Annotated in this window: 11 protein-coding genes and 5 tRNA genes; all 16 read left to right on the top strand. The window is 42.5% G+C overall.

The window, feature by feature from the left end; genetic code table 11:
- The first annotated feature begins 14 nt into the window (after positions 1–14).
- The 16 genes from hpf (at position 15) to rpoC (ending at position 13,769) form a co-directional block, all read left to right on the top strand.
- Positions 15–317 (top strand): ribosome hibernation-promoting factor, HPF/YfiA family, encoded by a 303-nt coding sequence (gene hpf, locus D7Z94_RS19115; protein ID WP_120713242.1) that lies wholly within the window; start codon positions 15–17, stop codon positions 315–317.
- Positions 318–418: 101 nt separating this feature from the next.
- Positions 419–492, top strand: a tRNA-Thr gene (locus D7Z94_RS19110).
- 24 nt (positions 493–516) lie between these two features.
- Positions 517–601: transfer RNA gene (locus D7Z94_RS19105), tRNA-Tyr, on the top strand.
- On the top strand, positions 566–793 hold the full coding sequence (locus D7Z94_RS19100) for a hypothetical protein (RefSeq protein ID WP_120713241.1): 228 nt from the start codon (positions 566–568) through the stop codon (positions 791–793). Before D7Z94_RS19105 ends, D7Z94_RS19100 begins: the two co-directional genes overlap by 36 nt.
- Positions 794–804: 11 nt before the next feature.
- Positions 805–877, top strand: a tRNA-Gly gene (locus tag D7Z94_RS19095).
- A 93-nt stretch (positions 878–970) separates the two neighbouring features.
- A tRNA-Thr gene (locus D7Z94_RS19090) sits at positions 971–1,042 on the top strand.
- 53 nt (positions 1,043–1,095) lie between these two features.
- Positions 1,096–2,283, top strand: a complete 1,188-nt coding sequence (tuf, locus tag D7Z94_RS19085; RefSeq protein ID WP_120713240.1) for an elongation factor Tu — start codon at positions 1,096–1,098, stop codon at positions 2,281–2,283.
- Positions 2,284–2,355: 72 nt separating this feature from the next.
- Positions 2,356–2,428: transfer RNA gene (locus tag D7Z94_RS19080), tRNA-Trp, on the top strand.
- 89 nt (positions 2,429–2,517) lie between these two features.
- Positions 2,518–2,706 carry a preprotein translocase subunit SecE gene (secE, locus tag D7Z94_RS19075; protein WP_120713674.1) on the top strand — a complete coding sequence of 63 codons (189 nt, stop codon included), beginning with the start codon at positions 2,518–2,520 and terminating at the stop codon, positions 2,704–2,706.
- Between the two features lie 10 nt (positions 2,707–2,716).
- A complete protein-coding gene (nusG, locus tag D7Z94_RS19070; RefSeq protein WP_120713239.1) occupies positions 2,717–3,268 on the top strand; it encodes a transcription termination/antitermination protein NusG in 552 nt (183 codons plus the stop codon).
- Positions 3,269–3,336: 68 nt separating this feature from the next.
- Complete coding sequence (gene rplK, locus D7Z94_RS19065) at positions 3,337–3,774, top strand: 50S ribosomal protein L11 (protein ID WP_120713238.1); 438 nt, start codon at positions 3,337–3,339, stop codon at positions 3,772–3,774.
- Between the two features lie 19 nt (positions 3,775–3,793).
- Positions 3,794–4,483 carry a 50S ribosomal protein L1 gene (gene rplA / locus D7Z94_RS19060; protein WP_120713237.1) on the top strand — a complete coding sequence of 230 codons (690 nt, stop codon included), beginning with the start codon at positions 3,794–3,796 and terminating at the stop codon, positions 4,481–4,483.
- 27 nt (positions 4,484–4,510) lie between these two features.
- Positions 4,511–5,029: a 50S ribosomal protein L10 gene (gene rplJ, locus D7Z94_RS19055; RefSeq protein ID WP_120713236.1), complete on the top strand. Its 519-nt coding sequence runs from the start codon at positions 4,511–4,513 to the stop codon at positions 5,027–5,029.
- Positions 5,030–5,057: 28 nt separating this feature from the next.
- Positions 5,058–5,462, top strand: a complete 405-nt coding sequence (rplL, locus tag D7Z94_RS19050) for a 50S ribosomal protein L7/L12 (RefSeq protein ID WP_345741630.1) — start codon at positions 5,058–5,060, stop codon at positions 5,460–5,462.
- Between the two features lie 142 nt (positions 5,463–5,604).
- Positions 5,605–9,414: a DNA-directed RNA polymerase subunit beta gene (rpoB, locus tag D7Z94_RS19045; protein ID WP_120713234.1), complete on the top strand. Its 3,810-nt coding sequence runs from the start codon at positions 5,605–5,607 to the stop codon at positions 9,412–9,414.
- Positions 9,415–9,470: 56 nt separating this feature from the next.
- A complete protein-coding gene (gene rpoC / locus D7Z94_RS19040) occupies positions 9,471–13,769 on the top strand; it encodes a DNA-directed RNA polymerase subunit beta' (protein ID WP_120713233.1) in 4,299 nt (1,432 codons plus the stop codon).
- Positions 13,770–13,812: the final 43 nt, after the last annotated feature.

Genomic DNA, 13,812 nt, shown 5'->3' with positions numbered 1-13,812 from the left:
CAAAATTTGAACAGATGAAAGTAAACACACAATCAGTAAATTTTAATGCCAACGAAGAGTTAATGGATTTCATTCAAAACCGAATGAACAAATTGGATACCTTTTACGATAAAGTGATACGTTCGGATGTTTATTTAAAAGTGGAAAATACAAGTGCCAAGGAAAACAAGATAGCAGAAATAATCCTGCATGTGCCAAAGGACAAATTCATGATTAAAAAACAGTGTAAATCCTTTGAGGAAGCAGTGGATTCTGCCTGCAGTTCACTGGAAAGAAAATTAATAAAAAGGAAAGAAAAACGGCGGGTTCACGCCTGATTAAAATTTTCCAAAATTTGTTTTGATTAAACAAATAAATATATACATTTGCAGTCCGTTAGAAATAGCGGACTTTTTTATGCGCAAAAAGGGGGTAAAAGGCCGATGTAGCTCAGCTGGCTAGAGCAGCTGATTTGTAATCAGCAGGTCGTGGGTTCGAGTCCCTCCATCGGCTCAAAAGGTCTTAAAACATTGATAGGGGGAGATACTCAAGCGGCCAACGAGGGCAGACTGTAAATCTGCTGACTATGTCTTCGCAGGTTCGAATCCTGCTCTCCCCACCAAATTGGCATAAGAAATTTATTTTTAATGCCGTAGTTGTTCGAATATGGGAACAACGATTTGAAATTTTGAATTGGAATAATATTGCGGGAGTAGCTCAGTTGGTACCCGCCCGTACCGAACGGTACGTTCGGGCGGGGAGCGTCAGACGCTTGGGTTTTTTAACAAAGCTTTCCGCTTCATTGGAATATTGATTTAATAAAACGCGGGAGTAGCTCAGTTGGTAGAGCGTCAGCCTTCCAAGCTGAATGTCGCCGGTTCGAACCCGGTCTCCCGCTCATAGAAAGACTGAGTTAACGTTTGTGGTTTTAGACGCGAAACTATATAACTTTGAACCTGCCAGACGGTCAGGCGGGCCAGAAACCCAATAAGCCGGCGTAGCTCAGGGGTAGAGCGTTTCCTTGGTAAGGAAGAGGTCACGAGTTCAAATCTCGTCGTTGGCTCAATAAAATATAAATTGTACACTAATATATAACTAAGATTAAATTCATTAAAAATGGCAAAGGAAACTTTTGATCGTTCCAAACCGCACTTAAATATAGGTACTATTGGACACGTAGATCACGGTAAAACTACATTGACTGCCGCTATTACAACCGTATTGGCAAATGCAGGGCTTTCTGAAATTAGAAGTTTCGATTCTATCGACAACGCTCCTGAGGAAAAAGAAAGGGGTATTACTATTAATACATCCCACGTAGAATATCAAACGGCCAACCGTCACTATGCGCATGTGGACTGTCCAGGTCACGCGGATTACGTAAAGAACATGGTTACAGGTGCTGCTCAAATGGATGGTGCTATTTTGGTGGTTGCTGCTACAGATGGTCCTATGCCACAAACTCGTGAGCACATCCTATTGGGTCGTCAGGTAGGTATTCCAAGAATCGTGGTTTTCATGAACAAAGTGGATATGGTTGATGATGATGAACTTATAGAATTGGTTGAAATGGAAGTGAGGGAATTGCTTTCTTTCTATGAGTATGATGGTGACAATGGCCCTGTAATTGCAGGTTCTGCCTTAGGCGCTTTGAACGGTGAGCAAAAATGGGTCGACACGGTAATGGAATTGATGGAAGCGGTAGATACTTGGATCGAATTGCCAAAAAGGGATGTGGATAAAGATTTCTTAATGCCCGTGGAAGATGTATTTACGATTACAGGTCGTGGTACTGTTGCTACAGGCCGTATAGAAACTGGTATTGCAAATACCGGTGACGCCGTAGAAATCATTGGAATGGGTGCTGAAAAGTTGACTTCAACTATCACAGGTGTTGAAATGTTCCGTAAAATATTAGATAGGGGAGAAGCTGGCGATAATGTGGGTATCCTTTTGAGAGGTATTGAAAAATCTCAAATTAGTCGTGGTATGGTAATCTGTAAACCAGGTTCCGTTAAGCCACATGCCAAGTTTGAGGCGGAAGTCTATATCCTTAAAAAGGAAGAAGGTGGGCGTCACACTCCGTTCCATAACAACTACCGTCCACAGTTCTATGTAAGAACAACGGACGTTACCGGTAACATTGCCCTTCCTGATGGAGTAGAAATGGTAATGCCTGGTGATAACCTAACAATAACGGTTGAATTGATTCAGACTATCGCCTTAAGCGTTGGTCTTCGTTTCGCCATCCGCGAAGGTGGTAGAACCGTAGGTGCCGGACAGGTAACCAAGATATTGGATTAATATTTTAGATAATTTATAGTGTAGGTAAAGGGTGTTCCGCGTTCAGCGGGACACCTTTCCCTGCAATTATAAACGGGTGTAGCTCAGTTGGTAGAGCACTGGTCTCCAAAACCAGGTGTCGGGAGTTCGAGCCTCTCCTCCCGTGCAGAGTTAAAACAGAAAGTTAACGAGGCGAGAAGCCCGCCCTGAGTGGAGTCAAAGGGAACCTCTCCCGTACAGGATAAAAAAAGAAGTATGTTGACGTATATAAAAGAATCGATTGAAGAACTAAGGAACAACGTTACCTTGCCTTCAAGGGCGGAGTCCTCCAATCTGATGGTCGTGGTTGCCGTTTTTTCCATTCTTTTTGCTTTGGCAACTTGGGGAGTGGACACCGTCTTTAGTAAATTGATTCAATTGTATTTCAATAACATTCTAAACTAATTTGATCGCTATGTCGGAAGTACTGGAAAAAAAGTGGTATGTCGTTAGGGCGGTAAGTGGTCAGGAGAACAAAATCAAAGGCTATATTGAAAGTGAAGTAGAACGCCATGGATTTTCCGACTATCTGGAAGATGTTCTAGTACCGACCGAAAAAGTTATCCAAATCCGTAATGGGAAAAAAATTAATAAGGAAAGAGTTTATTTTCCAGGCTATATAATGATTAAGGCTAATTTAGGCGGGGAGATGATACACATTATTCGCTCCATCACCAATGTAATCGGATTTTTGGGCGAGACAAAAGGAGGAGATCCCGTACCATTACGAAAGTCCGAGGTAAATAGAATGCTTGGTAAGGTAGATGAGTTGGCCGTAAATACTGATAGTGTGGCCATACCTTTTGTCCATGGAGAAACGGTTAAGGTTATTGATGGTCCTTTTAACGGATTTAATGGAACGGTAGAAAAAATAAATGAGGAAAAGCGTAAACTAGAGGTTATGGTAAAGATTTTCGGAAGAAAAACGCCACTGGAACTCAGTTATATGCAAGTTGAAAAGATTTAAGGAAAATTGTTACATATTTCAAAGTTGTGTTGCTTCCAATGAACACGCTTTCAATTTAATTTTAAACAATGGCAAAAGAAGTAGGTAAAGTAGTTAAACTACAAGTTAGGGGAGGTGCTGCGAATCCGTCGCCACCGGTTGGACCCGCCTTAGGTGCTGCCGGCGTTAACATCATGGAGTTCTGTAAGCAGTTCAATGCTAGGACACAGGACAAACCAGGCAAAGTATTGCCCGTTGTTATCACCGTTTACAAGGACAAATCGTTCGATTTTGTCGTAAAAACACCACCAGCGGCAGTTCAATTGATGGAAGCAGCTAAGATTAAAAAAGGATCTGGCGAACCTAACCGAGTTAAATTAGGGAGTGTAACCTGGGACCAAGTTAAGGTAATCGCCGAAGATAAAATGGTAGACCTTAATGCTTTTACCGTGGAGTCTGCGATGAGTATGGTTGCGGGTACCGCACGGTCAATGGGTATGAAGGTATCAGGAAAAAGACCTTTTTAAATCTTAAAAAGCAATTGAAATGGCAAAGTTAACAAAGAAGCAGAAAGAAGCCCACGCCAAAATAGAAAAGGATAAGCTCTATTCCGTGGAAGAGGCCTCCGCTTTGGTAAAAGAGATAACCAAAACAAAATTTGATGCATCCGTGGATTTAGCGGTTCGGTTAGGCGTAGACCCTAGAAAAGCGAACCAGATGGTGCGCGGGGTGGTTACCCTGCCTCATGGTACCGGTAAGGATGTTAAGGTTTTGGCTTTGGTTACCCCGGATAAAGAAGCGGACGCCAAGGAGGCGGGAGCAGATTATGTGGGATTGAACGAATACTTGGATAAAATCAAGGGTGGTTGGACAGATGTTGATGTAATTATCACCATGCCCAGTGTTATGGGGAAATTAGGTCCCCTAGGACGGGTTTTAGGCCCAAGGGGTTTAATGCCCAACCCAAAAACAGGTACGGTCACTATGGATGTTGGTAAAGCAGTATCAGATGTAAAGGCCGGTAAAATCGATTTCAAGGTAGATAAGACCGGTATTGTACATGCCGCTATTGGAAAGGCCTCTTTTTCGGCCGATAAAATAGCAGGTAATGCTAAGGAATTATTGGATACCTTGTTAAAGCTTAAGCCTGCTGCGGCCAAAGGAGTTTATATGAAAAGCATTTACATGTCCAGTACTATGAGTCCTAGCGTACAATTGGATCCAAAAACCGTGTAATTCCGCTGGGAGTTAAAAATTAATAGTATGACAAGAGAAGAAAAAGCAAACGTAATACAGGATTTGACCACCCAGCTTTCTGATAATACGACCATTTACTTGGCGGATATATCAGGATTGAACGCCTCTACAACTTCAGATTTACGCAGGGCTTGTTTTAAGGCCAATGTAAAGCTGTCCGTTGTTAAGAACACCTTGCTTGCCAAGGCAATGGAGGCGTCCGATAAGGAATTTGGTGAACTTCCGGAAGTTTTGAAGGGAAATACCTCTCTGATGTTTTCCGAGACTGGAAACGGTCCGGCAAAATTGATTAAAAACTTCAGGAAGAAATCGGACCGACCCTTGTTAAAAGGAGCCTTTATTGAAGAGGCGATTTTTATAGGGGACGATAAGTTGGATACCCTTGTGAACATCAAATCCAAGGAAGAGATTATTGGGGATATCATTGGATTGTTACAGTCACCCGCCAAGAACGTTATTTCTGGCCTTAAATCCGGTGGAGGTAAGTTGGCAGGTATCCTTAAGACGCTTTCCGAAAAAGAATAAGCACACACTAAACTAAGTATATTTTAAAATTTTATTAAACGATAGAAAAATGGCAGATTTAAAAGATTTCGCAGAACAGTTGGTTAACCTTACCGTAAAAGAGGTAAACGAGTTGGCCGATATATTAAAAGAAGAGTATGGCATAGAGCCTGCAGCGGCAGCCGTAGCTGTAGCCGGAGGTGCCGGTGCTGGAGGTGGAGAAGCCGAGGCCGCTGAGGAAAAAACAGAATTCGATGTAATTTTGAAAGCTCCAGGAGGATCTAAGCTTGCCGTTGTAAAATTGGTCAAGGAATTGACAGGATTAGGATTAAAAGATGCCAAGGATATTGTTGATAGCGCACCAAAAGCCGTTAAGGAAGGTGTTAGCAAGGACGAAGCCGAAGGAATCAAAAAATCATTGGAAGAAGCAGGAGCGGAAGTTGAGCTTAAATAATAGCAGCAACCATAGCACATTGGTTTAGGTCTTTTCCCGCTTTTGCGGGGTTAGACCTAAGCCTTTTTATACATAATGCACATGGCGTATATGAAGGCATATACTACCTATTTATCATTCACGATCAAAATACTGTCCATAGATGTTCACACAACAAACTGAAAGAATAAATTTTGCATCCGCTAAGAACACGCCGGAGTATCCGGATTTCTTGGACATCCAGATAAAATCTTTTCAAGATTTTTTTCAACTTGAGACCAAATCGGATGAAAGGGGTAATGAAGGTCTGTACAACACCTTTATGGAGAACTTCCCAATAACGGACACCAGAAACCAGTTCGTTCTGGAATTTTTGGATTACTTCATAGACCCCCCAAGATACTCCATACAAGAGTGTATTGAAAGAGGCCTTACCTATAGCGTACCGTTAAAGGCAAGATTAAAACTATACTGTACCGATCCGGAACACGAAGATTTTGAGACCATTGTACAAGATGTGTATTTAGGTACCATTCCTTATATGACGCCCAGTGGTACTTTTGTAATCAATGGTGCGGAAAGAGTAGTGGTTTCCCAGCTTCACCGTTCACCTGGAGTCTTCTTTGGACAGTCTTTCCATGCCAATGGTACCAAACTATACTCGGCAAGGGTAATTCCTTTTAAAGGTTCTTGGATCGAGTTTGCAACGGACATCAATGGTGTTATGTATGCCTACATTGATAGAAAGAAAAAATTACCGGTAACTACTCTGTTCAGGGCTATTGGATTTGAGCGTGACAAGGATATCCTGGAGATTTTTGACCTTTCTGAAGAGGTGAAGGTTTCCAAAGCAGGATTGAAGAAAATTCTGGGCCGTAAATTGGCGGCAAGGGTATTGAACACTTGGCACGAGGATTTTGTTGATGAGGATACTGGAGAGGTGGTTTCTATTGAACGGAACGAAATTGTTTTAGATCGGGATACCATTCTTGAGAAAGAACATATAGACGAGATTTTGGATACCGACGTAAAAACGATTTTGCTTCATAAGGAGAACAATGCGCAGTCGGATTACGCCATCATCCATAATACGCTACAAAAAGACCCTACCAACTCCGAAAAGGAAGCCGTTGAGCACATTTACCGTCAATTGCGTAACGCGGAGCCGCCTGATGAAGAAACGGCGCGTGGTATAATTGATAAATTGTTCTTCTCCGACCAACGTTATAACCTTGGAGAGGTCGGTCGTTACCGAATGAACAAAAAGTTGGGTCTTGATATCGGAATGGACAAACAGGTTTTGACCAAGGACGACATCATTACCATTATAAAATATCTGATAGAACTTATCAATTCCAAAGCGGAGATCGATGATATAGACCACTTGTCCAATCGTCGTGTCCGCACCGTGGGAGAACAGTTGTCTTCCCAATTTGGAGTTGGTCTGGCCCGTATGGCAAGGACCATTAGGGAGCGGATGAACGTGCGGGACAACGAGGTGTTTACACCTATTGATTTGATCAATGCAAAAACGTTATCCTCCGTTATCAATTCATTCTTTGGTACAAACCAGTTGTCTCAATTTATGGATCAAACAAATCCATTGGCGGAGATAACGCATAAAAGAAGATTGTCCGCCCTGGGACCAGGAGGTCTTTCCAGGGAAAGAGCAGGATTTGAGGTACGTGATGTACACTACACTCACTATGGAAGATTGTGCCCTATCGAAACTCCTGAAGGACCCAATATTGGTTTGATATCTTCGCTTTCAGTTTTTGCCAAGGTTAATCCAATGGGCTTTTTGGAAACTCCGTACCGCAAGGTTGAAGGCGGTAAGGTAAATACCAAGGAGTACACATATTTAAGTGCAGAAGAAGAAGAAGGAATGAAAATAGCGCAAGCTAACATTCCTATGAAAGAAAATGGAACTATAGATAGTGATAAGGTCATTGCCCGTGAAGAGGGGGATTTCCCGGTAGTAGATCCTTCAGAAGTGAATTACACGGATGTTGCGCCCAATCAAATTGCATCCATTTCAGCATCATTGATTCCGTTTTTGGAGCATGATGATGCCAACAGGGCATTAATGGGATCTAACATGATGCGACAGGCCGTTCCCCTATTGAAACCGCAATCCCCTATTGTTGGTACAGGATTGGAACGTCAAGTGGCTTCGGACTCCAGGGTCTTGATCAATGCTGAAGGGGATGGGGTAATAGAATATGTAGATGCCCAGAAAATCACGATTAAGTACAAGAGGACGGACGCTGAAAGGTTGGTAAGTTTTGCGGAAGATGAAAAGACCTATGAATTGGTCAAATTCAGAAAGACCAATCAAGGTACCAGCATTAATCTGAAACCTATAGTAAGCAAAGGTGATAAGGTCAAAAAAGGGCAGGTCCTTTGTGAAGGCTATGCCACGGAAAACGGGGAATTGGCCCTTGGGCGAAACTTAACCGTTGCCTTTATGCCTTGGAAAGGATATAACTTTGAGGATGCCATTGTAATCTCAGAAAAAGTAGTACGGGAAGATATATTTACTTCCATCCATGTTGATGAGTATGCTCTGGAGGTACGGGATACCAAGTTGGGTGCTGAGGAATTAACCCATGATATACCCAATGTTTCTGAGGAAGCTACCAAGGACTTGGACGAAAACGGGATGATACGTATCGGTGCAGAGGTGAAGCCCGGAGATATTCTTATTGGTAAAATCACACCTAAAGGGGAATCCGATCCAACTCCGGAGGAAAAGTTACTTCGTGCTATTTTTGGAGATAAGGCCGGTGACGTAAAGGATGCTTCTTTAAAGGCCTCACCATCTTTGACCGGTGTGGTCATTGATAAGAAGTTGTTCTCACGATCTATAAAGGACAAGCGTAAACGTTCGGAAGACAAAGAGGCCATTTCCAATTTAGAAATGGAATATGAAGTGAAATTCCAGCAACTAAAGGATATTTTGGTGGAGAAACTGTTCTCTTTGATCAGTGGAAAAACATCACAAGGTGTTTTGAACGATTTAGGCGAAGAAGTTCTTCCAAAGGGCAAGAAATATACCATGAAGATGTTGAACGCTGTGGATGACTTTGCGCATTTGGTTGGAGGAAGCTGGACTACGGACAAAGAGACCAACGCTTCTGTTGCGGATTTGCTCCATAACTATAAGATCAAGTTGAACGATCTTCAAGGAAATCTTAGAAGGGATAAATTCACGATTTCTGTTGGGGACGAATTACCTGCCGGAATCATGAAGTTGGCCAAGGTATACATCGCCAAAAAGCGAAAGCTTAAAGTTGGGGATAAAATGGCCGGGCGTCATGGTAACAAAGGTATCGTTTCCAGAATAGTGCGTCAAGAAGATATGCCTTTCTTGGAGGATGGAACCCCCGTAGACATCGTGTTGAATCCTCTTGGTGTACCATCACGTATGAACATCGGGCAGATTTATGAAACCGTTCTTGGATGGGCCGGTCTTAAATTAGGCAAAAAATACGCAACAGCTATTTTTGATGGAGCCACATTGGATGAAATCAACGGTTACACGGATGAGGCTGGTATCCCTAGATTTGGCCATACCTATCTTTATGACGGAGGTACCGGACAACGATTCGATCAACCTGCTACTGTTGGGGTCATCTATATGTTGAAATTAGGGCATATGGTAGACGATAAGATGCACGCTAGATCAATAGGACCCTATTCCTTGATTACGCAACAACCTTTGGGCGGAAAAGCTCAATTTGGAGGTCAGCGTTTTGGGGAGATGGAAGTATGGGCCCTAGAGGCATATGGTGCTTCCGCTACCTTGAGGGAGATATTAACGGTCAAATCCGATGACGTAATTGGTAGGGCGAAAACCTACGAATCTATTGTGAAGGGCGAGACTATGCCAGAACCTGGATTACCAGAATCCTTTAACGTATTGATGCACGAACTGAAAGGTTTGGGTCTAGATATAAGATTAGAGGAATAAACAAATCGATATAACGATTTAAGAACACACATTTTAATTAAGTATCACCATATATCATGGCTAGAATAAAAGATAATAATCCAATAAAAAGGTTTGACAAGATTTCAATCGGATTGGCTTCTCCAGAGGCAATTTTATCTGAATCCAGGGGAGAAGTCCTCAAACCTGAAACCATCAACTACAGAACGCACAAACCAGAACGTGACGGGCTATTCTGTGAGCGTATTTTTGGACCTGTAAAGGACTATGAATGTGCCTGCGGTAAGTACAAACGCATCCGCTATCGTGGTATTGTTTGCGACCGTTGTGGAGTGGAGGTTACTGAGAAAAAAGTTCGCCGGGACAGGGTAGGGCATATCAATTTGGTTGTACCCGTGGCCCATATCTGGTATTTTCGTTCCCTACCGAATAAGATAGGATATCTGCTAGGACTTCCATCAAAGAAGTTGGATATGATTATCTATTACGAAAGGTATGTAGTAATACAACCTGGTATTGCGAAAGGACCTGAAGGAGAGGAAATCAAAAAAATGGATTTCTTGACCGAGGAAGAATACTTGAATATTGTGGATGAGCTTCCACAGGAAAATCAGTATTTGGAGGATTCCGACCCTAATAAGTTTATTGCAAAAATGGGAGCGGAGTGCTTGATCGATCTTTTGGCGCGTATAGATTTAAAGGAGTTGTCCTATGAGCTTCGCCATAAGGCCAATACCGAGACCTCTAAACAACGTAAAACAGAGGCATTGAAAAGACTTCAGGTGGTTGAGGCCTTACGGGAATCCCAGGATAATAGGGAAAATAAGCCGGAATGGATGATAATGAAAGTGATTCCTGTAATTCCGCCGGAATTACGTCCATTGGTTCCATTGGATGGAGGTCGTTTTGCCACTTCGGATTTGAACGATCTCTATAGAAGGGTAATTATACGAAATAACCGTTTGAAGCGATTGGTAGAAATCAAGGCCCCGGAGGTGATTCTGAGAAATGAGAAGCGTATGCTTCAGGAAGCCGTTGATTCACTCTTTGATAATACAAGAAAGGCTTCCGCCGTTAAAACGGAATCCAATAGACCATTGAAGTCGCTATCGGATTCCCTTAAAGGGAAACAAGGTCGTTTCCGTCAAAACCTTTTGGGAAAACGGGTGGATTACTCCGCACGTTCGGTAATTGTAGTTGGACCTGAAATGAAATTGTATGAATGTGGTCTTCCAAAAGATATGGCGGCCGAATTGTACAAACCGTTTGTCATTCGTAAATTGATAGAAAGGGGAATTGTTAAGACCGTTAAGTCTGCTAAAAAGATTATTGATAAAAAAGAACCCGTGGTTTGGGATATCCTTGAAAACGTATTGAAAGGACATCCTGTGCTATTGAACAGGGCCCCTACCTTGCACCGTTTGGGTATTCAGGCATTTCAACCAAAACTGATCGAGGGCAAGGCAATTCGTCTTCACCCTTTGGTATGTACTGCCTTTAATGCGGATTTTGATGGGGACCAAATGGCGGTTCACTTGCCACTGGGCCCAGAGGCCATATTGGAAGCTCAGCTATTAATGTTGGCTTCACACAATATTTTGAACCCCGCTAACGGTTCACCGATTACCGTACCTTCCCAGGATATGGTATTGGGTCTGTATTATATGACCAAGGAGAGAAAGTCTACACCAGAAGTTCCCGTAAAAGGCGAAGGACTCACTTTTTACTCGGATGAAGAGGTTGAAATCGCTTTTAATGAAGGCATGGTAGACCTTAACGCGGGTATAAAGGTGAGGACCAAAGATTTTAATGAAGAAGGGGAATTGGTCAACCAAATAGTGGAAACTACCGTGGGTAGGGTACTTTTTAATATGGAAGTACCTGAGCAGGCCGGATATGTAAATAGCGTTTTGAACAAAAAGGCCCTAAGGGACATCATTGGAAAGATTCTTGCGGTAACCGATGTTCCTACAACGGCTGAATTCCTGGACAAGATTAAGACTATGGGATATGAGTTTGCCTTTAAAGGTGGACTTTCCTTTAGTTTGGGAGATATTATTATCCCACAAGAAAAACATGGAATGATAGACGATGCCAATGGTCAGGTAGACGCTATTATGGCCAATTATAATATGGGGCTTATCACCAATAACGAACGTTATAACCAGGTAATTGATGTTTGGACATCCACTAATGCCATGCTGACCGAATTGGCTATGAAACGTATCCGTGAGGATCAGCAAGGATTTAATTCGGTGTATATGATGCTCGATTCCGGTGCTAGGGGTTCAAAAGAACAGATACGCCAGCTTACCGGAATGCGTGGATTAATGGCAAAACCGAAGAAGTCGACAGCCGGAGGTGGTGAGATTATTGAGAATCCCATTCTTTCCAACTTTAAGGAAGGTCTTTCCATCTTGGAGTATTTTATTTCCACTCACGGTGCCCGTAAAGGTTTGGCGGATACAGCCTTAAAAACTGCAGATGCTGGATATTTGACAAGACGTTTAGTGGACGTTTCCCAAGATGTGATTATTAATATCGAGGATTGCGAAACGCTTCGTGGTGTTGAAGTAGAAGCTTTGAAAAAGAACGAGGAAGTTGTAGAATCCTTAGGTGAACGTATTCTAGGAAGAGTATCCTTACATGACGTTTATAACCCTTTGACGGAAGAGTTGTTATTGGAGGCAGGTCAGGAGATTATGGAATCCGATATTAAGAAAATTGAGGAATCCCCTGTTGAAAAAGTAGAAGTGCGTTCCGCCTTAACTTGTGAGGCCCCTCAAGGAATCTGTGCCAAATGTTACGGAAGAAATCTTTCTACAAATAAAATGGTACAACGTGGAGAGGCTGTTGGTGTAGTGGCCGCCCAGTCCATCGGTGAACCGGGGACACAGCTTACTTTGCGTACTTTCCACGTGGGAGGTATTGCCGGAAACATATCCGAGGACAATAAATTAATGGCGAAGTTTGATGGTACTGCGGAAATTGAGGACCTAAGGACTGTCAAAGGTCAGGATAGTGACGGTAATGCCGCTGAAATTGTGATTTCAAGGACTTCTGAAATAAAGATAGTCGACACCAAGACAGGAATAACCTTGAGTAATAATAACATTCCTTATGGCTCCCAACTATTCATAAAAAATGGGGCAAATATCAAAAAAGGAGATGTAGTTTGCCAGTGGGATCCCTATAACGGTGTCATTGTCTCGGAATTTCCTGGAAAAATTGCCTATGAGAATATTGAACAGGGTGTTACCTATCAGGTCGAAATCGATGAACAAACCGGTTTCCAAGAGAAGGTTATTTCCGAATCCAGAAACAAAAAATTGATTCCCACTTTATTGATCAAGAACGATAAGGATGAGATTTTACGTTCGTACAACCTACCTGTCGGTTCCCATATTATGGTAGATGATGGGGATAAGATTCAAGAGGGTAAGATTTTGGTTAAGATTCCACGTAAGTCGGCCAAAGCCGGGGATATTACAGGTGGACTTCCAAGGGTGACCGAATTATTTGAAGCAAGAAATCCTTCTAATCCGGCAGTAGTATCCGAGATTGATGGTGTGGTTTCCTTTGGCAAGATCAAAAGAGGTAATCGGGAAATTATCATTGAATCTAAATTGGGCGAGATCAAGAAATACTTGGTGAAGTTGTCCAATCAGATTTTGGTTCAGGAGAACGATTATGTCCGTGCGGGTATGCCGCTGTCCGATGGGTCTATTACACCAGAGGATATTTTAGCTATAAAAGGGCCTTCCGCGGTACAACAATACTTGGTAAATGAAGTTCAAGAGGTTTACCGCCTACAAGGTGTAAAGATCAACGACAAGCACTTTGAAGTAGTGGTACGGCAGATGATGCGAAAAGTTCGGATCGAAGATCCGGGAGATACCATCTTCCTGGAGAACCAGTTGGTTCACAAGTCTGACTTTATTAAAGAGAACGATGAGATTTTCGGCAAAAAAGTGATCATAGATGCAGGAGAGTCCGAAAACCTAAAAGCTGGACAGATAATTACCGCTCGTGAAATGAGGGATGAAAATAGCATTCTGAGGCGTGCGGACAAGACCTTGGTAGAAGCGCGAGATGCAGTTGCGGCTACCGCAACACCGATTCTTCAAGGAATTACACGTGCGTCCTTGCAAACCAAGTCTTTCATTTCTGCGGCTTCCTTTCAGGAAACTACAAAAGTGTTGAACGAAGCCGCGGTAAGCGGAAAGGTAGATACTTTGGAAGGATTGAAGGAAAACGTAATTGTCGGACATAAGATTCCGGCTGGTACGGGAATGCGGGACTATGAAAACATTATCGTAGGTTCCAAAGAGGAATACGATGAAATTATGGCACGCAAAGAAGCTTTAAAATTCTAAAATCAAAAACCCTCGGTAAATTTTATCGAGGGTTTATTTTTTG

Origin of the sequence: Ulvibacterium marinum, from assembly GCF_003626755.1 — a bacterium.
GTDB lineage: Bacteria > Bacteroidota > Bacteroidia > Flavobacteriales > Flavobacteriaceae > Ulvibacterium > Ulvibacterium marinum.
This window is presented reverse-complemented; position numbering and strand designations above follow the sequence as displayed.